Raw genomic sequence first — 20,752 nt, 5'->3', positions numbered from 1 at the left:
GCGGATGATCTTCCACCTCGTACCGGAGGCCGAGTGGCCGCCCGCGCCCGGCTCCGCCTACCGTCCCGCCTCCCTCTCCACCGAGGGCTTCGTGCACTGCTCGGGCGACGAGGCCATCGCCCAGGAGGTGGCCGCCGCCCTCTACCGGGAGGTGCCCGGCACCCTGCTGCTGCTCACGCTGGACGAGAGCCGGCTGACCGCCGAGCTCCGCTGGGAGGAGGCCGACGGACGGAGCTTCCCGCATGTGTACGGGGAGATCGCCCCGGACGCCGTGGTGGCCGTCCAGGAGCTGCGCCGGGACGCCGAGGGGCAGCCGCTGGGACTCGCCCCGCGCCGCTGAGCCGCGGCTGGGAAGCGCCCTCGCCCGCACCGACCTGACCTAGTACCGCCGAACGGGCTGCGCCCCGCCGCCCCCGGCTGACTAGGCTGAACGCCGACGCCGGGGCCGCGACACAGGCCGGCCGGGCGCACGAGACATCCGAGGAGCACGAGGTGGCGGTACGAGCGGTCCGCGGGGCCGTCCAGCTGGAGCGGGACGAGGCGGCGCACCTGCGCGAGCGGGTCGGCGAGCTGCTCACCGCCGTACTGGACCGCAACGGCCTGACCGCCGAGGACCTGATCAGCGTCTGGTTCACCGCCACCCCCGACCTGCACAGCGACTTCCCGGCCGTCGCCGCGCGCGGCCTCGGCATCACCGACGTCCCGCTGATCTGCGCCCAGGAACTCGACATCGCCGGCGCCATGCCCCGGGTGGTCCGCATCCTCGCGCACATCGAGACCGACCTGGCCAAGTCCGCCGTCGCGCACGTCTACCTCGGCGCCGCCGCCGCCCTCCGGAAGGACATCGCCCAGTGAGAACCGCCGTCGTCATCGGAACCGGGCTCATCGGCACCTCCGCGGCCCTCGCGCTCACCGCCCGCGGCATCGCCGTCCACCTGGTCGACCACGACCCCGACAGCGCCCGCACCGCGGCCGCCCGCGGCGCCGGGACCGAGGGCGCCCCGGACGGGCCCGTGGACCTGGCGATCATCGCCGTACCGCCCGCCTACGTCGCCACCGCCCTCGCCGAGGCCATGCGCGGCGGCCTGGCCCGCGGCTACCTGGACGTGGCCAGCGTCAAGGGCGGGCCCCAGCGGGAGCTGGCCGGGCTGGGCCTGGACCTCACCGCGTACATCGGCACCCACCCGATGTCCGGCAAGGAGCGCTCCGGCCCGCTCGCCGCCACCGCCGACCTCTTCGAGGGCCGCCCCTGGGTGCTCACCCCCACCGCGGACACCGACACCGAGGTGCTCAACCTCGCCCTGGAGCTGGTCGCGCTCTGCGGCGCCGTCCCGGTCGTCATGGACGCCGACTCCCACGACCGGGCCGTCGCCCTGGTCTCGCACACCCCGCACCTGGTCTCCTCGATGGTCGCCGCCCGGCTCGCCGACGCCGACGAGACCGCGGTGCGGCTCTGCGGCCAGGGCATCCGGGACGTCACCCGGATCGCCGGCTCCGAGCCCCGGATGTGGGTGGAGATCATCGCCGCCAACCCCGGCCCGGTCGCCGACGTCCTCGCCGGGATCGCCACCGACCTGGACGACACCGTCCGCGCGCTGCGCGCCCTGCAGTCCGCCGACGAGGACAAGCGGCGCGGCGGTGCCCTCGGCGTGGAGGACGTGCTGCGGCGCGGCAAGACCGGCCGGGCCCGGGTGCCCGGCAAGCACGGCGGCGGCCCCACCGTCTACGAGACGGTCACCGTGATGATCAGCGACGAGCCCGGCGAGCTGGCCCGGATCTTCGCCGACGCCGGCCGGGCCGGGGTCAACATCGAGGACGTCCGCATCGAGCACGCCACCGGGCGGCAGTCCGGCCTGGTCCAGCTGATGGTGGTGCCCACCTCCGTCCCCGCCCTGGTGGAGACCCTGCGCGAACGGGGCTGGTCGCTGCGGTTGTGACCGGCCCGGGCGGGAGGGGAGCGGGCTGGGCCGAACGGGTGTGAGGCGAGGCCCCGGCAGTCGGTAACCTTGTGCGGGGTCCCCGGCAACCGGCCCGCCCCGCTCCCCGCGTACCAGGAAGGTGTCCGACACCGTGGAATCCGTGATCGTCGCCATCGACGGCCCCTCCGGCACGGGCAAGTCGAGCACCTCCAAGGCGGTCGCCGCCAAGCTGGGGCTCAGCTACCTGGACACCGGCGCCCAGTACCGGGCGATCACCTGGTGGATGCTGACCAACGGTGTGGACACCGACGACCCGGCCGCCGTCGCCTCCGCCGCGGGCAAGCCGGTGATCGTCTCCGGCACCGACCCGAACCACCCCACCATCACCGTGGACGGGCTGGACGCCGCCGGCCCGATCCGCACCCAGGAGGTCACCTCCCAGGTCAGCGCGGTCAGCGCGGTCCCCGAGGTGCGCACCCTGATCACCGGGCTCCAGCGCTCCATCGCCGCGGCCGCCGCCGGCGGCATCGTGGTCGAGGGCCGGGACATCGGCACCACCGTGCTGCCCGACGCCGACCTCAAGATCTTCCTCACCGCCTCCCCGGAGGCCCGCGCCGCCCGCCGCTCCGGCGAGGTCAAGGGCTCCGACGTGGCGGCCACCCGGGAGGCCCTGATCAAACGGGACGCGGCCGACTCCAGCCGCAAGACCTCCCCGCTCGCCAAGGCCGGCGACGCCGTCGAGGTGGACACCACCGAGCTCACCCTCCAGCAGGTCATCGAGTGCGTGGTCACCCTGGTCGAGGAGAAGCGGGCCGCCGGATGACCGCACCCGGTCCTTCGACCATCGCGAGACCCTCCGCCAAGGGCGCCGCCGTTGGCCGCCGCATCGGCATCGGACTGATGTACGGGCTGTGGCGCCCGCGCGTCCTCGGCGGCTGGCGCGTCCCGGCCGCCGGCCCGGTGATCCTCGCCGTCAACCACGCGCACAACCTCGACGGCCCGATGCTGATGGGCACCGCGCCGCGGCCCGTGCACTTCCTGATCAAGCGGGAGGCGTTCGTCGGCCCGCTCGGCGCCTTCCTCACCGGCATCGGCCAGCTCCAGGTGGACCGCACCGCCGCCGACCGGGCCGCCATCACCAGCGCCCTGGACGTGCTGAGCGACGGCGGCGTCCTCGGCATCTTCCCCGAGGGCACCCGCGGCACCGGCGACTTCGCCTCGCTGCGGGCCGGCCTGGCGTACTTCGCCGTACGCTCCGGCGCCCCGATCGTGCCGGTCGCGGTCCTCGGCTCCACCGACCGGCGGAGCCGGATCACCCGGGTGCTGCCGCCGGTGCGCAGCCGGGTCGACGTCGTCTTCGGGGACGCCTTCCAGGCGGGCGACGGCAGCGGGCGCCGCACCCGCACCGCGCTGGACGAGGCCACCGTCCGCATCCAGGAGCGGCTGACCGCCCACCTGGAAAACGCCAGGCGCCTCACCGGGCGCTGAGCCAGACTTGAACCGCGAGGCGGCCGGACATCCGCCGCCCCGCCGCAGACGACGAAGAACGAGGAACGGACTTCATGAACGACCAGCACGACCACGGAGCGCTCGGCGACACCGAGTACGCGGAGTTCATGGAGCTCGCCACCGAGGAGGGCTTCGACGCCGAGGAGGTCGAGGGCGCGATCGAGGAGGCCGGCCACGGCCCGCTTCCCAGGCTCGCCGTCGTCGGCCGCCCCAATGTCGGCAAGTCGACCCTGGTGAACCGGATCATCGGCCGCCGCGAGGCCGTGGTCGAGGACCGCCCCGGCGTCACCCGCGACCGCGTCACCTACGAGGCCGAATGGGCCGGCCGCCGCTTCAAGGTCGTCGACACCGGCGGCTGGGAGCAGGACGTCTTGGGCATCGACGCCTCCGTCGCCGCCCAGGCCGAGTTCGCCATCGAGGCCGCCGACGCCGTGGTCTTCGTGGTGGACGCCACCGTCGGCGCCACCGACACCGACGAGGCTGTGGTCAAGCTGCTGCGCCGGGCCGGCAAGCCCGTCGTCCTCGCCGCCAACAAGGTCGACGGCCCCTCCGGCGAGGCCGACGCCGCCATGCTCTGGTCCCTCGGCCTCGGCGAGCCCCACCCGGTCTCCGCCCTGCACGGCCGCGGCACCGGCGACCTGCTGGACGAGGTCCTCAAGGCCCTCCCCGAGGCGCCCGAGCAGTCCTTCGGCACCGCCGTCGGCGGCCCCCGCCGGATCGCCCTCATCGGCCGCCCCAACGTCGGCAAGTCCTCCCTGCTCAACAAGGTCGCCGGCGAGGAGCGCGTGGTGGTCGACGCCACCGCCGGCACCACCCGCGACCCGGTGGACGAGCTGATCGAGCTCGGGGGCACCACCTGGAAGTTCGTGGACACCGCCGGCATCCGCAAGCGCGTCCACCTCCAGGAGGGCGCCGACTACTACGCCTCGCTGCGCACCGCCGCGGCGGTCGAGAAGGCCGAGGTCGCGGTCGTCCTGATCGACACCTCGGAGTCGATCTCCGTCCAGGACCAGCGGATCATCACCATGGCCGTGGAGGCGGGCCGCGCCCTGGTCATCGCCTACAACAAGTGGGACTCGCTGGACGAGGAGCGGCGCTACTACCTGGAGCGCGAGATCGAGACCGAGATGCAGCAGGTCTCCTGGGCGCCCCGGGTGAACGTCTCCGCCCGCACCGGCCGCCATATGGAGAAGCTGGTCCCGGCCATCGAGGCGGCCCTTGCCGGCTGGGAGACCCGCGTCCCCACCGGCCGGCTCAACGCCTTCCTCGGCGAACTGGTCGCCGCCCACCCCCACCCGATCCGGGGCGGCAAGCAGCCCCGCATCCTCTTCGGCACCCAGGCCGGCACCAAGCCGCCGCGCTTCGTCCTCTTCGCCTCCGGCTTCCTGGAGCACGGCTACCGCCGCTTCGTGGAGCGCCGGCTGCGTGAGGAGTTCGGCTTCGAGGGCACCCCGATCCACATCTCGGTCCGCGTCCGCGAGAAGCGCGGCCGCAAGAAGTAGGGCCCTCGGCCAGGTACGGCCGCGGGGCCGGGGTGGACGATCCACCCCGGCCCCGCGGCCGTACGCGTTCCGTACTGCTTACAGCCCCCGCCGGGGAGCCGGCGGCAGCGCGGCCGGCACATGGTGGTGCCCGCCCCGGTGCACGGGACCGACCTGCTGCCAGCCGCCGCCACCGAACCCGGCGTGCTGCGCCGCGTATCCGCCACTGCCGGTGCCGAACGACCGGAACCCGAGGTCCTCCTCACCGCTCCGGTCGAACGGCAGCGTCCGGAAGGACCGCAGGTACTCGGAGTACAGCGCGTCGTAGATCGGGGTGGCCGAACGCGCCACCGAACCGCTCACCGACAGATGGCCGGTCATATGCCCGATGGCGGCCTGCCCGGCGTGCCCGGCGGGGGAGTGGCCGGGCGCCGCGTGCCCCGACCCCCCGTCATGGGCCGGGCGCATGGCCGGAATCGGGTGGTAGGGCTGGCGAGATGGTTCGTATGGGTGCACGTAGGTGCCAACGACCCCGCCGCCCGGGGGATGCGGCCGGGGCCCCTCCGGTACGGGATTCGACCGGCCCGCGCCGGCCGCCCGGCCATGGCGGCCCGTACCCGCGCCGCCCCCGCCCTCGCCGCCGTCCCGGGCGGCCCCCTCCGGCATCAGGTACCGGCCAGCGGCATGGACCCCGCCACCAGCCGCCCGTCGGCCGCCGCCTTCTCCAGCGCGTCCCGCAGCAGGTCCTCGCGCGGCTGCTGCCCGATCGAGCCCACCGGGGCGGCGAACACCAGCACCGTGTGCGACTTGTTCGCCGCCGCCCGCCAGCCGTCCGTCACCTGGAGCGGCTGGTGCGCCTGCCACCAGGCCACCGGGCTGCCGCCGCCGGTGCCCGGCTGGAGGATCGCGTGCAGCTGCCCCATGGCCAGCAGCACCGACCAGCCGGCCACCGGGCTGGGCACCTGGTTCACCTGCGACACCGGGAGGAAGCCCTGCTCGATCAGGAGCGGCAGGAACTCGTCGGCGAACCCGTCCGACCCGGGCCGGGCGATCGGCGCGGTCGGCTCCACCACCAGCGCGGGGTGCAGCTCGCCCTCGACCAGCACCAGCCCGCTGGTGACCCCCAGCACCGCCTGGTCGGCGGCCGGGGCGGGCGGCTGCGGCTGCGGCTGCTGCTGCTCGGTGCTGGTGATCGATCGGACGGCGCCCTGGAGCTGGTCCTCGGCGACCCTCACCACCTGGGAGGGGATGCAACTGGCGTGCGCGAAGGCCAGCACGGCCGTCTCCTCGCCCACGAACAGCACGGTGCTGGTGCGCTCCTGCTCGGAGTCGCCCGGGGTGCGGCAGGAGGTGCAGTCGTAGCTGCCCGGAGCGTTCTCGCCGGCGAGCAGCCGGTCGGCTTCCTCGTCGCCGATCTCGGCGCGTACGTCCTCGCTGACGTCGAGCATGCGGGACACGGGGGACTCCTCGGACTCATCACGTGCGATGCCGGGCGGATCCCGGCACGTCTGTGAAGGGTTCAACGGGCGACCCGCGGCCCGGGTCACGCGTACGGACCAAACCCGTCCGGTGCCGGCGGTGTCCTGCGACGTCGGCCGACCGGGTGGGCCCGGGCCGCCCCGCCCGCGCGGTGGCCGCCCCGCGTCCCGGGGCGCGCCTAGCGTGGCCCGATGCCGAAGATCCGCTTCTGGCCGGTGCTGGTGCCGGCCGTGCTGCTGCTCCTGGCCGGGCCCGCGCCAACCGCCCTGGCGGCGGCGCCCGGCGGCCACCCGCCCCCGCCCGCCCCCGGCCCGGGCGCGGCCCCCACCGCCGCCGACTGCCGCACCGACCAGTGGCCGTGGGGCTGCGTCGCCGACTGCGAGAGCGGCGGCCGCTGGCACATCAACACCGGCAACGGCTACTACGGCGGCCTCCAGTTCCGCCAGTCCACCTGGGAGGCGTACGGCGGGCTCAAGTACGCCACCCGCGCGGACCTCGCCACCAAGCAGGAGCAGATCACCGTCGCCCAGGAGGTGCTGCGCTGGCAGGGCTGGGCGGCCTGGCCCAGCTGCTCCAAGCAGTACGGCCTCTCCGGCCGCGCCCACACCGTCCAGCCCGGCGACACCCTCTCCGCGGTCGCGCGCCGCTTCAAGGTCCCGGGCGGCTGGAAGGCCCTCTACCAGGCCAACGCGAAGGCGATCGGCACCGACCCGAACCGGATCCGGCCGGGGACGCTTTTGTCGCTGCCGCTGTAGTTCGTGGGCGGGTCTGCGTCTGCGGGGCGGTGGCCTCGTTGAGGTGGGCGGCTTTCGCCGCCGGTGTCCGGGTTGGGGCTGCTGCCCCGTGGGTTCGCTGACCTGGGCGGCCCGCGCCGCCGGTGTCCGGGCCGCTGCCCGGTGGGTGCGCTGACGCGGGTGGGTCTGTTGCGGTGGCGGTCCGGTGGCCGGGTGCGGCTTCGGTGGCCGGGTCTGCGGTTCGGTGGGTGGGGGCGTGGGCACTCCGGGCTCACGTGCTCGCGGCTCGCGCTGACCGTTCGACGGTCAATCTCACCGCCTCATTACGCTCGGCCGCTGCGCGCGCGACCCTGCGTACCCCCACCCGACCGGCGGCGCACTGACCGATTCGCCGTGGTCGCGCGCTACCGGGCCGGTGGCCCGGACCGTCTCGTCCGGACCCACCGGACCGGCTGACCCGTCGCGGGTGGCCAATCCCTCCGGGACAGGGCCCGGTAGGGTCGAGGGACCAGGGGCATGTCCTGGTTTCGTCAACACCGGGGGACGCGGCGACGCGATGCGCATCTCTTTTCTGCTGCACAACGCCTACGGAATCGGCGGCACGATCCGTACCACCTTCAACCTCGCCCAGGCGCTGGCCGAGCGGCACGAGGTGGAGATCGTCTCGGTCTTCCGCCACCGCGATCAGCCCACGCTCGGCGCTCCCGCCGGGGTGGTGATGAAGCACCTGGTAGACCTGAGGAAGAAGTCGCCGGAGTATGACGGTGACCACCCGGACTACCAGCGCCCCGCGAAGGTGTTCCCGCGCGGGGACGGGCGGTGGAAGCAGTACAGCCGGCTGACGGACGCCCGGATCGCGGCGCATCTGAAGGGGCTGGACGCCGATGTGGTGGTGGGGACGCGGCCGGGGCTGAACGTGCACATCGCGCGGCAGGCGCCCGCCGGGCCGGTGCGGGTGGGGCAGGAACATCTGACGCTGGACAGCCACGGCTACCGGCTGCGCCGGGAGATCGGGCACCGGTACGGCCTGCTGGACGCCGTCACCACGGTCACCGAGGCGGACGCCCGGTCGTATCGGACCCGGCTGAAGCTGCCCGCGGCGGTGCGGATCGAGTCGGTGCCGAACAGCGTGCCGGAGCCGCAGGTCGGGCCCGCCGATCCCGCGGCGAAGTACGTGGTGGCGGCCGGGCGGCTGACCCGGGTGAAGCGGTACGACCTGCTGGTGGAGGCGTTCGCCAAGGTGGTGGCCGCCCGGCCGGACTGGCGGCTGCGGATCTACGGCTCGGGGGACGCGACTGGGAACGAGAAGGACGCGTTGAGAGGGCTGGTGGAGGAGCGCGGGCTGGGGGAGCACGTCGCGCTGATGGGGACCGCCAACCCGCTGGACGCGGAGCTGGTCAAGGGGTCGATCGCGGTGTCGACCTCGCGGCTGGAGTCCTTCGGGATGACCCTGGTGGAGGCCATGCGGTGCGGGCTGCCGGTGGTGTCCACGGACTGCCCGCACGGGCCCCGGGAGATCATCGAGGACGGGGTGGACGGCCGGCTGGTGCCGGTCGGGGACGCGGACGCGGTGGCGGAGGCGCTGCTGGGCTACATCGAGGACGACGAGTTGCGGCGCCGGGCCGGTGCGGCCGCGCTCGCCAACGCGCGCCGGTTCGACCCGGTGGCGATCGCCGAGCGTCATGAGGCGCTCTTCACCGAGCTGGTGGGAGGCGGCGGGGAGGGGCGGCGGCGCAGCCGGGTGCGGGACGGGGTGCAGCGAGTGCGCGGCGCGGTGCTGGACGCCGGGTACGCGGCCCGGTACAAGGCCGCGGGGCTGGTGAGCCGGGGCGGCGGCCGATAGGCGGGATGGCTCGGCGTCGCCCGCGTGTGCTGCCCGCCGCACGGGCTCCGGTTCATGCCCCTCCGCCGAGGATCTGGAGGGCCCGGGGCGGCGAATGAGGTGGGGGCGGACCCGGAAACGGTGGGCGGGGAAATGGGGGCGGGCGGGGGGGCGGTGGAAAGTGTGGGAAGGGCGGGGCGGGGCCATTCGGGGGGAAAGGGGGGGGGGGGAGCTGATGGGGCGTGGAATTCCTGCGAATGCGTGTGGGGGATTCGGGTGGGCCTTCGGAATTCCGGCGGTCGGGTGGGGTGGAGGGGCCGCGGTGGCGCGAGGTGGTGACCGACCGCGTACGGGCGGGCTGTGACGGGAGCGTGATCGGGGGTGGACCTGGGGGTGGTGGGGCTGGGGTGTCGGCGCGGGTGCCCGCTTCCACCGGTGTGCGCGGCCGCCTACGGTGAGGTGCATGGCATCGATTCCGACCCCTTCCGGACAGCCCGCCGACGCGCCCGAGGCGTATGTGGGACTCGACGAGACCGAGGCGGAGCGGCTGGCCCGCGACCGCGGCTGGACAGAAGTCCGCTCCCTGCCGCCCGGCACGGTGATCACACTGGAGTTCGTGGCCGGGCGGATCAACTTCGAGGTCACCGACGAGACCGTCACCCGCTGCTGGGTCGGCTGAGCGGCCCCGGGGGCAGGGGAAAGGGGCCCGGTTCCTGAAGAGGAACCGGGCCCCTTTCGCGTACTTCCTGGCGCGGGTGGGTCAGCCGCCTGTGGCGGGGCGGGAGCGCGGTGGGCGGCGGCTGCCGGCCGGGGTGACGGGGGTGCGCTCGGAGCGGACCGCGGAGTGGGCGCTGTGCGCGCGGGGGTGGTGGGTGAGGGTGGCCCGGGTGGCGGTGCGGGTGCCGCCGGAGGCGCCGACCGGGTCGAGGGCCGCCTCCTCGGCGGGGCTCTCCTGGGCGGGGGCGCCGAGCCGGCGGTGGGCGGCCGGCCAGGCGCCGCCCGCCGCGACCGGCACCGTCGGCAGCCTGCGGCGGCGCGCCCGCAGCCGCTCGCGGGCCGCGAAGACCACGGCCTCGGCCCGGTCCATCAGCGGTTCGCACCAGGGCAGGGCCAGCAGGATCAGCAGCCCGGCGGCCCAGCCCAGCAGGACGTCGCTCAGCCAGTGCGTACCGAGGTAGACCGTGGTCAGGCCCACCCCCAGGGCCACCACCGCGGAGACGGCCGACAGCACCCGCCGGGCCGTCGGGGTGGTGGCGAGATAGGCGAGGATGCCCCAGGTCACCACGGCGTTGGCGGTGTGGCCGGAAGGGAATATATCGCCGCCGGCGAACATCTCGGTCGAGCCGACCTGCGTCGCGTAGTGCGGGCCCAGCCGGCCGAGGCCGAGCTTCACCGCGCCCACCGTGACGTTCAGCAGCAGCAGCGCCGCGCCCAGCACCAGCAGCGGCCGCAGGGTGTGCTGCCGCCAGGAGCGCCAGCCCAGCCAGGCGGCCACCATCACGGCCGTCGGACCGCGCTGCCCCAGCACCACGAAGTAGTCGAGGGTCGCGTGCACCTCGGGCCACTGCTGGTAGGGCCGGAAGAGCATGACCTTCCAGTCGATGATCACCAGCCAGGACGAGGCCAGCACGGCGACGACGATGGCGAGGTAGAACGCCAGCGTCCCGCCGAAGAGGGCGAGACGGGTGCGGCTCATCCGCGGGATCTCAATCTTCGGCGGTTCCGGCTCCCGGTCCAGACGGGCAAAGATGTCGGTACGCACCCGATCGACGTTACAGGGAGTGAGTGACAGCCCACGCCCATCCGCTCTCTTCGTGATGACGATGTGATGTGGGATCCGTCTCGGGGTGCTGCTTATTCCCTGCTTATGCATAACCGTCGGTGACCTCGGGGCGGTATTAACCGGGGGCTCTTCCGGAAGTTTGTTTGTAGGGCGGACGGAATTCGCCGGGAGCGGGGACCCGGGCGCCGCCGGCGCGGAATCGCTCCCTTCGGGGTGCCGCCGGAGCCGTTCTGGTGGACCGGGTGCCGGGCGGCCCTGTCCGCGGGTAGCGCCGAGGCGCCGGATGCCCGCATACCCGTGGCACACGCCACAGCCGTGCGTCTGCCCCGTGAGAGCTGGACCACGCGCCTCACCGGCGGACTCGCGTACGCTGGCACATCACTCGCCCCGATGCCGGGCCGCCCCGGACACGTCCCCCTCCGGCCGGTCAACCCGCCGGGTGCGAGGGACATCCATCTGCGGGAGGTACGCACATGTCCCTGACGACCATGGCCGGAGCGCGCTCCCGCGCCACCGGCGGCGGTGCCAACCGCTGGGTCGTCCTGATCGTCCTCTGCGTGAGTCTGCTGCTGGTCGCCCTGGACGCGACCGTCCTGCACGTCGCCGTCCCCGCGGTGACCGAGGACCTGCGGCCGAGCTCCACCGCGCTGCTGTGGATCGTCGACGCCTACCCGCTGGTGTGCGCCTCGCTGCTGATCCTGTTCGGCACGCTCGGTGACCGCGTCGGGCGCCGGCGGGTGCTGCTGGTCGGCTACGGGATCTTCGCCGCCGCCTCCGCGCTCGCGGTGGCCGCCGAGACGCCCGCGGTGCTCATCGCCGCCCGGGCGCTGCTCGGCGTCGGCGGTGCGATGATCATGCCGGCCACGCTGTCGATCCTCCGCGCCGTCTTCCCCGACCGGCGCGAGCGGGCCACCGCCATCGGTGTCTGGACCGCGGTCGCCGCCGTCGGCGCCGCCACCGGACCGGTCCTCGGCGGCTTCCTGGTCGAGCACTTCTGGTGGGGCTCGGTCTTCCTGATCAACCTGCCGCTGATGGCGGTGATCCTGCCGCTGGGCCGACGGCTGCTGCCCGAGTCCCGCGGCGGCGACGACGGCCCCTGGGACGTGCTGGGCGCCCTGATGGCCGCCGCCGGTGTGCTGGGCGTGGTCGTCGGGGTCAAGCGGGCCGGCTCCGGCCACGCCCTGGAGCCGGCCACCCTGGCCGCCCTGCTGGTGGGTGGCGCGGTGCTGGCGCTGTTCGTGCGCCGGCAGAAGCGGCGTACCCACCCGCTGATCGACATGCGGATGTTCGCCCGGCCCGCCTTCACCACCTCCGTCGGCTGCATCGTGCTCGCCATGCTGGCCCTGGTCGGCCTGGAGCTGATCGCCGTCCAGTACCTCCAGCTGGTGCTGGGGCTCAGCCCGCTCCAGACCGGGCTGCGGCTGCTGCCGCTCACCTTCGCCGCCATGGCCGCCGGCGCCACCGGCTCGTACACCCTGGCCCGGATCGGCCCGCGCCGGATGGTCGGCTGGGGCTTCGTGCTCACCGCCGCCGCCGTGCTGCTGCTGATCCTGATGAACCACCACGACCGGCCGGTGCTGCTCACCACCGGATTCGTGCTGCTCGGCTTCGGGCTCCAGACCACCCTGTTCGGCGCCTACGAGTCGATGCTCAGCGAGGCCCCGGCCGAGAGCGCGGGCGGCGCCGCGGCGATCGGCGAGACCTCCTACCAGCTGGGCGCCGGGATGGGCATCGCGCTCCTCGGCAGCGTGATGAACGCCGCGTACGCGCCCGGGCTGCGGGACGTCCCCGGGGTGCCCGGGCCGGCCGCCGCCTCCGCCGCCAACTCGCTCGGCGAGGCCTACCGCACGGCCGCGCAGCTCGGCGGCCCGGTCGGCGAGGCGCTGCACCGTACCGCTCGGAACGCCTTCGTGCAGGGGCTGCACCTCACCCTGGCGGTCAGCGCGGGGCTGCTGCTGCTCGGCGCGCTGATGGCGGTGCGGCTGCCGAAGGTGATGGAGAATCCGGCCGACCCCGACGCCCGCCTCGGCGGCACCGACCACCATCCGGCCGAGCAGCCGCGCCCTCAGGGCGACGGGGTGCCCCGCGCCCGGAGCGCCGCCGAGCCGGCCCGGCCGCCCGCCCGGCGCGGCCCCGTCCGGCCCGCGACCGCGCCCCGCAACGGGGCCCGCTGAGCAGCCCCGCGGTGGGGCGCGCCGGGCGCCGCGCGCCGAGCCGCCCTGGACGCGCGGCACCGGGGGCCGTAACGTCGGCGAACGGCCGTGATTACCACTGCTAGTTTTTCCGCGTTCCCTCCGTGCCTGAGCCCGAGCCCGCGCCCGAAAGGTCCCCCGCGATGTCCGCACCCGCGAAGCTCCCGCCCTTCGACGCCGGCGACCCGCTCGGCATCGACGACCTCCTCGACCCCGAGGAGCTCGCCGTCCGCGACACCGTCCGCACCTGGGCCGCCGACCGGGTGCTGCCGCACATCGCCGAGTGGTACGAGTCCGGGGAACTGCCCGGCATCCGCGAGCTGGCCCGGGAGCTCGGCTCCCTCGGCGCGCTCGGCATGACCCTCGACGGCTACGGCTGCGCCGGGGCGAGCGCGGTCCAGTACGGGCTGGCCTGCCTGGAGCTGGAGGCCGCCGACTCCGGCATCCGCTCGCTGGTCTCCGTCCAGGGCTCGCTCGCCATGTACGCGATCCACACCTACGGCTCCGAGGAGCAGAAGCAGCGCTGGCTGCCGTCCATGGCGGCCGGCGAGACCATCGGCTGCTTCGGGCTGACCGAGCCCGACATCGGCTCCGACCCGGCCGCCATGCGCACTCACGCCAAGAAGGACGGTGGCGACTGGGTGCTCAACGGGCGCAAGATGTGGATCACCAACGGCTCGGTCGCCGGGGTCGCCGTGGTCTGGGCCCGCACCGACGAGGGCATCCGCGGCTTCGCCGTACCCACCGACACCCCCGGCTTCTCCGCCCCGGAGATCAAGCACAAGTGGTCGCTGCGGGCCTCGGTCACCAGTGAGCTGGTCATGGACGACGTCCGGCTGCCCGCCGACGCGCTGCTGCCCGGCGCCACCGGGCTCAAGGCACCGCTGGGCTGCCTCAGCCACGCGCGGTACGGGATCGTGTGGGGCGCCATGGGCGCCGCGCGCTCCTCCTTCGAGGCCGCGCTGGAGTACGCCCGCAGCCGGGAGCAGTTCGGCCGGCCCATCGGCGGCTTCCAGCTCACCCAGGCCAAGCTGGCCGACATGGCCCTGGAGCTGCACAAGGGCATCCTGCTCGCCCACCACCTCGGGCGGCGCCTGGACGCCGGACGGCTCCGCCCCGAGCAGGTCAGCTTCGGCAAACTGAACAACGTCCGGGAGGCGATCGACATCTGCCGTACCGCCCGGACCATCCTGGGTGCCAACGGGATCTCGCTGGAGTATCCCGTGATGCGGCACGCGGGCAACCTGGAATCGGTGCTCACCTACGAGGGCACCGTGGAGATGCACCAACTGGTGCTCGGCAAGGCGCTCACCGGTCTCGACGCGTTCCGGTGACCCCGGGGCCACCGGTCTGTCGGCGAGCGGCCCCGCCGGTCAGCTCTGGTTGAAGAAGCCGTCCTGGCGGTGGGCCCCCGGCTCACCGCTGACGATCCGGGTGTCGGCCGGGGTCAGCAGGAACACCCGGGTCGCCACCCGCTCGATCGAACCGCGCAGCCCGAAGGTCAGCCCGGCCGCGAAGTCCACCACCCGCTTGGCGTCCGCGGAGTCCATGGCGGTGAGGTTCACGATCACCGGGACGCCCTCGCGGAACAGCTCCCCGATGCTCCGGGCGTCCCGGAAGCCGTCCGGGGTCACCGTGGCGATCCGGCGCCCCTCCTCCTGCGCGGACTCGGAGGCGACCCGCACCCGCGGGTCGGTCACCCAGGCGTCGTTGCTGCGCTCACCCTCGGCGTACTCGTCGTCGTAGTAACGCTCGTCGCTGTCCTCGACGAGGCCAAGCCATGCACTCGCCTTGCGCACCGATCCCATGGACGCCTCCTTTCAACGCGGTCACTGGTGGTTCCGCTATCCCTATGGTCGTCCATCATGCGGATCCCGCGCCAAGTGGATAGTCGCCGCGCGAGGGATTCGTGACGGTACTGGTGCAGAGGATGTGGCGATTCGTCAAGGTTCTGCCTGCACAAGCCCTCTGGAGAGCGGCCTCCGTAACTCACATATGACATTCCGACCGGACGGGTGAGCGGACCGGCGGACGGGTGAACGACCTCCCGATACGATGCCCGCGCAATCGAACGACACACGGGGGGACACGAGATGTTCGGCATCGTCAGACCCTGCTCGCACCGGCTCACCGACGGGCTGAAGACCGAGTGGATGGCCCATCTGTGCGGACTGTGCCTGGCGCTCCGCGCCGATCACGGGCAGTTCGCGCGGATCGCCACCAACTACGACGGACTGCTCATCTCCGTACTGACGGAGGCTCAGGCCGCGCCCGACCCCACCGCCCGGCGCACCGCCGGACCCTGCCCGCTGCGCGCCATGCGCACCGCGCCGGTCGCCCGCGGCGAGGGCGCCCGGCTGGCCGCCGCCGTCTCGCTGGTCCTCGCCTCCGCCAAGATGCGCGACCACCTCGCCGACGGCGACGGACTGCTCGCCCGCCGCCCCATGGCCGCCGCCGCCCGCCGGGTCGCCCGCGGCTGGGACCGGGCCGGCGCCCGCACCGGCCGCTCCCTCGGCTTCGACACCGCCCTCCTGGTCGACGCGGTCGACCGGCAGACCGGCATCGAGGCCCTGGCCGGCCCCGGCACCCCGCTGCTCACCGTCACCGAACCCACCGAGACCGCCACCGCGGCCGCCTTCGCCCACACCGCGGTGCTCGCCGGCCGCCCGCACAACGCGGCGCCGCTCGCCGAGGCGGGCCGGCTCTTCGGCCGCCTCGCCCATCTGCTGGACGCCGTCGAGGACCGCGAGGCCGACGCGGCCGCCGGCGCCTGGAACCCGCTCACCGCCACCGGCACCGGCCTCGCCGAGGCCCGCCGCCTCGCCGACGACGCCCTGCACGGCATCCGGCTCGCCCTGCGCGACACCGACTTCACCGACGGCAAGCTCGTCCACGTCCTGCTCGCCCACGAGCTGCGGGTCTCCATCGACCGGGCCTTCGACTCCCCCTCCTGCTCCCACCAGCAGCCCGGCCCCTACGGCCCGGTGCCGGGCCACGGCCACGGCCCGGGTCCGGTGGACGGCAACCCCTACGCCGCCGGCGGCCCGTACGCGGGCGGCGGGCACGCCCACGGCGGGGGCGGTCATGGGGGCGGAGGCTTCGGCGGAGGCGGGGGCTTCGGGGGCGGGCACGGGCAGCCGCAGCCCAAGAAGCCCCGCGGACTGCTGGCCGGCTGCGCCGCCTTCATCGGGCTGTTCTGCACCTGCCGGCTGTGCTGCGCCAAGGAGTACGAGGGCCCCTGGTCCCGCAAGAAGCGCGAGGGCTGCTGCCACAGCTGCGACTGCGGGCCCAACTGCGACTGCGACGGCTGCGACTGCTGCTGCCCTTGCGACTGCTGAGACGCCCCTTCGGCGTACCCGCCCGGGGCCGTACGCTGGCGGCATGAGCAGCGATCCCGTGCAGGACTGGAAGCAGTGGCACGAGCAGCGCACCGCCGCGGTCTCGGCCCCCTATGGTCCACTCGCCCTCACCGGCACGTACTGGCTCTCCGACCACCCCGACGGGCGGCTGCCCGGCGTCCCCGGCCTCTGGCGGGACGCCGGGGAGCACGTCCACCTCACCGCGGCCCCCGCCGACGGCCTCACCGCCGACGGGCGGCCGGTCGACGGCGAACTGCGCCTCACCGCCGAGCAGAGCCTTCCGGAGCACGCCTCCCTCGCCGCCGGTGATCGACGCCTCGTCGTGCTGCGCCGCGAGGGGCAGTGGGCCGTCCGCGACTTCGACCCCGCCTCCCCGGCCCGCCGCGCCTTCCAGGGCATCGAGGCCACCCCGTACGACGAGCAGTGGGCCGTGCCCGGCGTCTTCACGGCCTACGACGGCGAGCAGCGCGTCCGGGTGGAGAACGCCGACGGCCGCGAACGCGGGCTCGGCCTGGGCGGCGAGCTGGTGTTCACCCTCGCCGGCACCGAGCACACCCTGCGGGTCGCGGTCGAGGACGACGGCTCGCTGTGGGCCGTCTTCGCCGACGCCACCGGCGCGGACGGCTCCTCCTACCGCTTCCGCTTCCTGCGGCCCGGGGCCCCGGAGGCGGACGGCACCATCACCGTGGACCTCAACCGCGCGCTGCTGCCGCCGTGCGCCTTCGCGGACCACTTCATCTGCCCCTTCCCGCCGCCGGGCAACACCCTGGACGTGCCCGTCGCCGCGGGTGAGCGGCGCGTCCGGGCCCGGTGAACCCCGCCTCGCGCCGGGGCGCCTGAGCACCCGTGAGCACCCCGGACGGCTAACCGTCCGGGGTGTTCGCGCCCTGCCCGGCGGCGGCCCGGTTTGACACCATGGACGGCGGGGCTGTCACCGTGGGGGGATCGGGGGGCGTATGAAGCGCATCGGAGTCACCGGCCACCGGGACATCCCGCCCGAGCTGCACGCGCACGTCCGGGCCGCCATGCACGAGGCCTTCCGCGGCCACGGCGGCGGCACCGGCCTGGAAGCCCTCTCCAGCCTCGCCACCGGCGCCGACCAGCTCTTCGCGGACATCGCCCTCGCCTGGGGCGCCGAACTGACCGTGGTCATCCCCAGCGGCGACTACGAGGACGGCTTCGCCGACCCGAGGGAGCTGGCCCGCTACCACTGCCTGCGCACCCGGGCCACGCGCGAGGTCCGCCTCGACTTCCCGCACTCCACCGACGAGGCCTACTACGCGGCCGGCGCGTACATCGCCGACCACTGCGACCGCCTCATCGCCGTCTGGGACGGCTGCCCGGCACGGGGGCTGGGGGGCACGGGGGACATCGTCGCCTACGCGCTGGGGCGGGGGCGGCCGGTGACGGTGGTCTGGCGCGAGGGGGTCACCCGGGGGTGACGTTGCCTCTGGCCGCGTCTTCGGCTGCGGGCCGGTGGCCCCTCCCCCAAGGACTCCGTCCAGGGGGGCCCCATCGCGTCTGCGTCTGCCCTTGGTCGCGGTCCGGTGGCGGTTCGCAGGCCCGGTGGGTGTGCACCCGCCCGGTGGCACGACCCCGGCCGATGGCCGGGACGCAGCCCGGGCGGCGGGCAGCCGGTACGGGCCCCAGGCCCGGAAAGGGCCGTATCCGGCGGTACGGGTGGGGCAGGGCCGTCCCACCCGCCGGGCAGTAGCGTCCCACCGGTGCGGGCCCTCGGCCCGGGACGGCGCTACCTGCGGTGCTGGACCAGCCAGTCGGTGTGCTGGGGGCTGACGATGCGTTCGGTTTCGTAGACGGCGGCGGGCCAGCGGTCCTCGCCGACGGTGGTCTCCATCGCGGTGTGCATGGCCGCGAGGTCCTCCTCGACCAGGGAGTGGGCCGCGATCAGCGGCTGGTGGCGGCGGATCTCGCTCCAGGCGACGCACGCCGCGGCGGCGGCGGAGAGCAGGGCGGCGGTGATGGAGGGGGACTCGACGGAGAGGAGCCGCAGGACGCCGAGGGTGAGCGCGGCGACGGTGAGGAGGGAGATGGTGGCCGACCAGAGGGTGGTGGCGCGGCGGGAGACGACGGTACGGCGGTGGTACCAGTTGCGCTGCTCGATCAGGCGGTCCCGGACGTACGTCTCCTTGCGTACCTGGAAGGGTCGCTCGCGTAGCCGCCGCATGGCCGGGGTGATGAGCTCGGAGGGGCTGTCGGGCGCCTCGGTGGTACGGGGATCGGACCAGCCGGTCTTGCGCAGCTCGGCGAGGCCCTGTTCGAGGCGGGAGAGGAACTCGGCGTCGGCGTCGGTGCGGTCGGCTGTGAAGGGGGTGCCGTGGACGGCGTACCGCCAGCACATGGACTTGATGAACTCCGCCGCGGACCGGTTCAGTTGCCACTGGGAGGCGGCCCGGCGGCGGGAGGCCCGCCAGGTGGCCCAGAGGACCCCGGCGTAGGCCGCCGCGCTGAGCGCGCCCGCCGCGCGGAAGGGCAGCGCGAACACCAGCGCGCCGAGCACCAGCAGCCATAACTGGAGGCGGGTGTCCTGGACCGCCTCGCGCTGCCGGGCCACCGCGGTCTCGTCCGCGCGGTGGAAGAGCCCCGGAAGGTCGCTGTTGCGGAAGACCATGCTCCGCGTGTGGTCCTGGGACCGCGTCATCGCCCACCCCCGTCTGCGGCGTCACCCGTGCGGTGCAAGGGGCCGGGTCCGATCGGTCGAAGCGCCTGGTCCGGGCCCCTCGGGATGGGCGTTCGCCACGTGCCCGCCACCCCTCCACGCGCTGATTTGCCGTGGGTGGCCATGAGGGTAAAGTCGTGCCGCCGACACTGCAATGGTGCCGCCAGCCAAGATCGACCCCACTCCCCTAGGACGGCCGTCGTGACTCCTCAGATCCCCGCCGCGTTCGCCGCCGCGAAGCCGCACCGCGTCCCGCTCGCCGAGATCGACGTCCGCGGGGCCGCCGCGGAGCGCAAGCTCGGCCGGCTGCTGCCCTCGGTGAGCGACCGCACCGAGCGGGTCCCCACGTTCAACTCCGCGATCTGACACGGTCCGCGGCGCATCACCGAAGAGCGCCGTACAAGGTCATGAACCGCCCTAGACTGGCGGAATGACAGGACCACTGGTCCCCTTTCGCGAGATCGTCCTGAAGGTCCACAGCCGCTGCGACCTCGCGTGTGACCACTGCTATGTCTACGAGCACGTCGATCAGAGCTGGCGCACCCGCCCCAAGGCGATCACCGACGAGGCCGTCTCGTGGACGGCTCGGCGTCTGGCCGAGCACGCCGAGACCCATGCTCTGCCCTCCGTGACGGTGATCCTGCACGGAGGGGAGCCCCTGCTGGCGGGGCCGGCCCGGTTGCGGCGGGTGTGCGAGGAGCTGACGGGGGCGCTTGCCGGTTCGGGGACGCGGCTTGATCTGCGGATCCACACCAACGGGCTGCAGTTGTCGGCTCGTTATCTTGATCTGTTCGCGGAGTTCGGCGTCCGGGTGGGGATCTCCCTGGACGGGGACAAGGCGGCCAACGACCGGCACCGGCGCTTCGCCGACGGGCGGTCGAGCCATCCGCTGGTGCTCAGGGCGGTGGGGCTGCTCCGGGAGGAGCGCTACCGGCGTCTGGACCTGGGCCTGCTGTGCACGGTGGACGTCCGGAACGACCCGGTGGCGGTGTACGACGCGCTGATGGAGCTGAGGCCGCCGCGGATCGACTTCCTGCTGCCGCACGCCACCTGGGCGCAGCCGCCGGTGCGGCCGGACGGCTCACCCACCGCGTACGCCGACTGGCTGCTGGCGGTGTTCGACCGCTGGGACGAGCAGGGCCGGCCGGTGCCGGTGCGGCTGTTCGAGTCGGTGCTCTCCACCCTGGGCGGCGGGCCCGCGCTGACGGAGTCGCTGGGGCTGGCGCCGACCGATCTGGTGGTGGTGGAGACCGACGGGACGCTGGAGCAGGTGGACTCGTTGAAGAGCGCCTATGAGGGGGCGGCGGCGACGGGGTTCGATGTGCGGCGGCATGCCTTTGACGAGGTGGCCGGGCATCCGGGGGTGCGGGCCCGGCAGCTGGGGCTGGCGGGGGTGAGTGGGGAGTGCCGGCGCTGTCCGCTGGTGCGGTCCTGCGGCGGGGGGCTGTACACCCATCGGTACGGGGAGGACGGGGGGTTCGACCATCGTTCGGTGTACTGCGAGGACCTGGCGGCGCTGATCCGGGGGGTGGAGGACCGGACGGCCACCCGGGGGGTGCCGGCCGCGCTGATCGAGCCGGAGGCGCTGGCCGCCGAGCAGCTGGAGCTGACCCGGATGGTCCTGGCCGAGCTGAACGGCGCGCTGGACGGGCGCGGCGGCGAGGAGTGGGCCGAGGTGTGGGAGCTGGCGGGGGAGGTGGAGCGGCGGCGTCCGGAGGCGTTGGACGGGGTGCTGGCGCATCCGTATGCGCGGGGGTGGTTGCTGGGGTGCTGGGAGGGGGCCGGACGCGGTGGCGC

General features: G+C 74.2%; 21 protein-coding genes. 16 read left to right on the top strand and 5 right to left on the bottom strand.

Annotated features, from left to right (window positions below; genetic code table 11):
* Positions 1-4: 4 nt before the first annotated feature.
* The 6 genes from M1O15_RS28220 (at position 5) to der (ending at position 4,930) form a co-directional block, all read left to right on the top strand.
* The gene (locus tag M1O15_RS28220; RefSeq protein ID WP_248637039.1) at positions 5-340 is read left to right on the top strand and encodes a DUF952 domain-containing protein; all 336 of its coding nucleotides are present in this window, start codon (positions 5-7) and stop codon (positions 338-340) included.
* 152 nt (positions 341-492) lie between these two features.
* Positions 493-855, top strand: coding sequence for a chorismate mutase (aroH, locus tag M1O15_RS28215; RefSeq protein ID WP_248637038.1), 363 nt, complete (start codon positions 493-495; stop codon positions 853-855).
* Positions 852-1,937, top strand: coding sequence for a prephenate dehydrogenase (locus M1O15_RS28210; RefSeq protein WP_248637037.1), 1,086 nt, complete (start codon positions 852-854; stop codon positions 1,935-1,937). The genes aroH and M1O15_RS28210 overlap by 4 nt, the downstream gene beginning before the upstream one ends.
* A 121-nt stretch (positions 1,938-2,058) precedes the next feature.
* On the top strand, positions 2,059-2,742 hold the full coding sequence (gene cmk / locus M1O15_RS28205) for a (d)CMP kinase (RefSeq protein WP_248637036.1): 684 nt from the start codon (positions 2,059-2,061) through the stop codon (positions 2,740-2,742).
* Entirely contained in the window at positions 2,739-3,407 is a 669-nt protein-coding gene (locus M1O15_RS28200) for a lysophospholipid acyltransferase family protein (protein WP_248637035.1), read from the top strand. Before cmk ends, M1O15_RS28200 begins: the two co-directional genes overlap by 4 nt.
* Before the next feature lie 74 nt (positions 3,408-3,481).
* Positions 3,482-4,930 (top strand): ribosome biogenesis GTPase Der, encoded by a 1,449-nt coding sequence (gene der / locus M1O15_RS28195; RefSeq protein ID WP_248637034.1) that lies wholly within the window; start codon positions 3,482-3,484, stop codon positions 4,928-4,930.
* A gap of 78 nt (positions 4,931-5,008) precedes the next feature.
* Here der and M1O15_RS28190 read toward each other — a convergent pair whose 3' ends face one another.
* Both M1O15_RS28190 and M1O15_RS28185 read right to left on the bottom strand, forming a co-directional pair.
* Entirely contained in the window at positions 5,009-5,377 is a 369-nt protein-coding gene (locus tag M1O15_RS28190; RefSeq protein WP_248637033.1) for a hypothetical protein, read from the bottom strand.
* A 197-nt stretch (positions 5,378-5,574) separates the two neighbouring features.
* Positions 5,575-6,366, bottom strand: coding sequence for a DUF8842 C-terminal domain-containing protein (locus M1O15_RS28185; protein ID WP_248637032.1), 792 nt, complete (start codon positions 6,364-6,366; stop codon positions 5,575-5,577).
* Between the two features lie 213 nt (positions 6,367-6,579).
* Between M1O15_RS28185 and M1O15_RS28180 the strand changes: the two genes are divergently transcribed.
* The 3 genes from M1O15_RS28180 (at position 6,580) to M1O15_RS28170 (ending at position 9,623) form a co-directional block, all read left to right on the top strand.
* The gene (locus M1O15_RS28180) at positions 6,580-7,143 is read left to right on the top strand and encodes a LysM peptidoglycan-binding domain-containing protein (RefSeq protein ID WP_248637031.1); all 564 of its coding nucleotides are present in this window, start codon (positions 6,580-6,582) and stop codon (positions 7,141-7,143) included.
* 535 nt (positions 7,144-7,678) lie between these two features.
* Entirely contained in the window at positions 7,679-8,965 is a 1,287-nt protein-coding gene (locus M1O15_RS28175; RefSeq protein ID WP_248637030.1) for a glycosyltransferase, read from the top strand.
* A gap of 442 nt (positions 8,966-9,407) precedes the next feature.
* Entirely contained in the window at positions 9,408-9,623 is a 216-nt protein-coding gene (locus M1O15_RS28170) for an I78 family peptidase inhibitor (RefSeq protein WP_248637029.1), read from the top strand.
* Between the two features lie 81 nt (positions 9,624-9,704).
* Here M1O15_RS28170 and M1O15_RS28165 read toward each other — a convergent pair whose 3' ends face one another.
* Positions 9,705-10,706 carry a phosphatase PAP2 family protein gene (locus M1O15_RS28165; protein ID WP_248637028.1) on the bottom strand — a complete coding sequence of 334 codons (1,002 nt, stop codon included), beginning with the start codon at positions 10,704-10,706 and terminating at the stop codon, positions 9,705-9,707.
* Between the two features lie 494 nt (positions 10,707-11,200).
* On the opposite strand from M1O15_RS28165, the gene M1O15_RS28160 reads away from it, so the two are divergent.
* Both M1O15_RS28160 and M1O15_RS28155 read left to right on the top strand, forming a co-directional pair.
* On the top strand, positions 11,201-12,901 hold the full coding sequence (locus M1O15_RS28160) for an MFS transporter (RefSeq protein ID WP_248637027.1): 1,701 nt from the start codon (positions 11,201-11,203) through the stop codon (positions 12,899-12,901).
* Between the two features lie 161 nt (positions 12,902-13,062).
* Complete coding sequence (locus tag M1O15_RS28155) at positions 13,063-14,253, top strand: acyl-CoA dehydrogenase family protein (protein WP_248637026.1); 1,191 nt, start codon at positions 13,063-13,065, stop codon at positions 14,251-14,253.
* A gap of 39 nt (positions 14,254-14,292) precedes the next feature.
* Here the strand turns inward: M1O15_RS28155 and M1O15_RS28150 are convergent, their stop codons facing one another.
* The gene (locus M1O15_RS28150) at positions 14,293-14,727 is read right to left on the bottom strand and encodes a cell division protein SepF (RefSeq protein ID WP_248637025.1); all 435 of its coding nucleotides are present in this window, start codon (positions 14,725-14,727) and stop codon (positions 14,293-14,295) included.
* 285 nt (positions 14,728-15,012) lie between these two features.
* On the opposite strand from M1O15_RS28150, the gene M1O15_RS28145 reads away from it, so the two are divergent.
* The 3 genes from M1O15_RS28145 (at position 15,013) to M1O15_RS28135 (ending at position 17,720) form a co-directional block, all read left to right on the top strand.
* A complete protein-coding gene (locus tag M1O15_RS28145) occupies positions 15,013-16,257 on the top strand; it encodes a DUF5685 family protein (RefSeq protein ID WP_248637024.1) in 1,245 nt (414 codons plus the stop codon).
* 43 nt (positions 16,258-16,300) lie between these two features.
* On the top strand, positions 16,301-17,092 hold the full coding sequence (locus tag M1O15_RS28140; protein WP_248637023.1) for a DUF1684 domain-containing protein: 792 nt from the start codon (positions 16,301-16,303) through the stop codon (positions 17,090-17,092).
* A gap of 142 nt (positions 17,093-17,234) precedes the next feature.
* Entirely contained in the window at positions 17,235-17,720 is a 486-nt protein-coding gene (locus M1O15_RS28135) for a hypothetical protein (RefSeq protein ID WP_248637022.1), read from the top strand.
* A gap of 308 nt (positions 17,721-18,028) precedes the next feature.
* On the opposite strand, the gene M1O15_RS28130 is transcribed toward M1O15_RS28135, so the two are convergent.
* A complete protein-coding gene (locus M1O15_RS28130) occupies positions 18,029-18,907 on the bottom strand; it encodes a DUF4231 domain-containing protein (protein ID WP_372499602.1) in 879 nt (292 codons plus the stop codon).
* 249 nt (positions 18,908-19,156) lie between these two features.
* On the opposite strand from M1O15_RS28130, the gene fxsA reads away from it, so the two are divergent.
* Together fxsA and M1O15_RS28120 are read left to right on the top strand one after the other, a co-directional pair.
* Positions 19,157-19,321 carry an FxSxx-COOH cyclophane-containing RiPP peptide gene (gene fxsA, locus M1O15_RS28125; protein ID WP_248637020.1) on the top strand — a complete coding sequence of 55 codons (165 nt, stop codon included), beginning with the start codon at positions 19,157-19,159 and terminating at the stop codon, positions 19,319-19,321.
* 64 nt (positions 19,322-19,385) lie between these two features.
* A partial coding sequence (locus tag M1O15_RS28120) for an FxsB family cyclophane-forming radical SAM/SPASM peptide maturase (RefSeq protein ID WP_248637019.1) occupies positions 19,386-20,752 on the top strand: 1,367 nt, incomplete at its 3' end.

Source organism: Streptomyces lichenis (assembly GCF_023218175.1).
In the GTDB taxonomy this organism is placed as follows: Bacteria; Actinomycetota; Actinomycetes; order Streptomycetales; family Streptomycetaceae; genus Streptomyces; species Streptomyces lichenis.
This window is presented reverse-complemented; position numbering and strand designations above follow the sequence as displayed.

Bases quoted from the DNA above. Each gene is read 5' to 3' on its own strand.
- M1O15_RS28220 (WP_248637039.1), top strand. From the start codon at position 5: ATGATCTTCCACCTCGTACCGGAGGCCGAGTGGCCGCCCGCGCCCGGC.
- M1O15_RS28200 (WP_248637035.1), top strand. From the start codon at position 2,739: ATGACCGCACCCGGTCCTTCGACCATCGCGAGACCCTCCGCCAAGGGC.
- der (WP_248637034.1), top strand. From the start codon at position 3,482: ATGAACGACCAGCACGACCACGGAGCGCTCGGCGACACCGAGTACGCG.
- M1O15_RS28190 (WP_248637033.1), bottom strand. From the start codon at position 5,377: ATGCGCCCGGCCCATGACGGGGGGTCGGGGCACGCGGCGCCCGGCCAC.
- M1O15_RS28180 (WP_248637031.1), top strand. From the start codon at position 6,580: ATGCCGAAGATCCGCTTCTGGCCGGTGCTGGTGCCGGCCGTGCTGCTG.
- M1O15_RS28175 (WP_248637030.1), top strand. From the start codon at position 7,679: ATGCGCATCTCTTTTCTGCTGCACAACGCCTACGGAATCGGCGGCACG.
- M1O15_RS28170 (WP_248637029.1), top strand. From the start codon at position 9,408: ATGGCATCGATTCCGACCCCTTCCGGACAGCCCGCCGACGCGCCCGAG.
- M1O15_RS28160 (WP_248637027.1), top strand. From the start codon at position 11,201: ATGTCCCTGACGACCATGGCCGGAGCGCGCTCCCGCGCCACCGGCGGC.
- M1O15_RS28155 (WP_248637026.1), top strand. From the start codon at position 13,063: ATGTCCGCACCCGCGAAGCTCCCGCCCTTCGACGCCGGCGACCCGCTC.
- M1O15_RS28150 (WP_248637025.1), bottom strand. From the start codon at position 14,727: ATGGGATCGGTGCGCAAGGCGAGTGCATGGCTTGGCCTCGTCGAGGAC.
- M1O15_RS28145 (WP_248637024.1), top strand. From the start codon at position 15,013: ATGTTCGGCATCGTCAGACCCTGCTCGCACCGGCTCACCGACGGGCTG.
- M1O15_RS28140 (WP_248637023.1), top strand. From the start codon at position 16,301: ATGAGCAGCGATCCCGTGCAGGACTGGAAGCAGTGGCACGAGCAGCGC.
- M1O15_RS28135 (WP_248637022.1), top strand. From the start codon at position 17,235: ATGAAGCGCATCGGAGTCACCGGCCACCGGGACATCCCGCCCGAGCTG.
- M1O15_RS28130 (WP_372499602.1), bottom strand. From the start codon at position 18,907: ATGGTCTTCCGCAACAGCGACCTTCCGGGGCTCTTCCACCGCGCGGAC.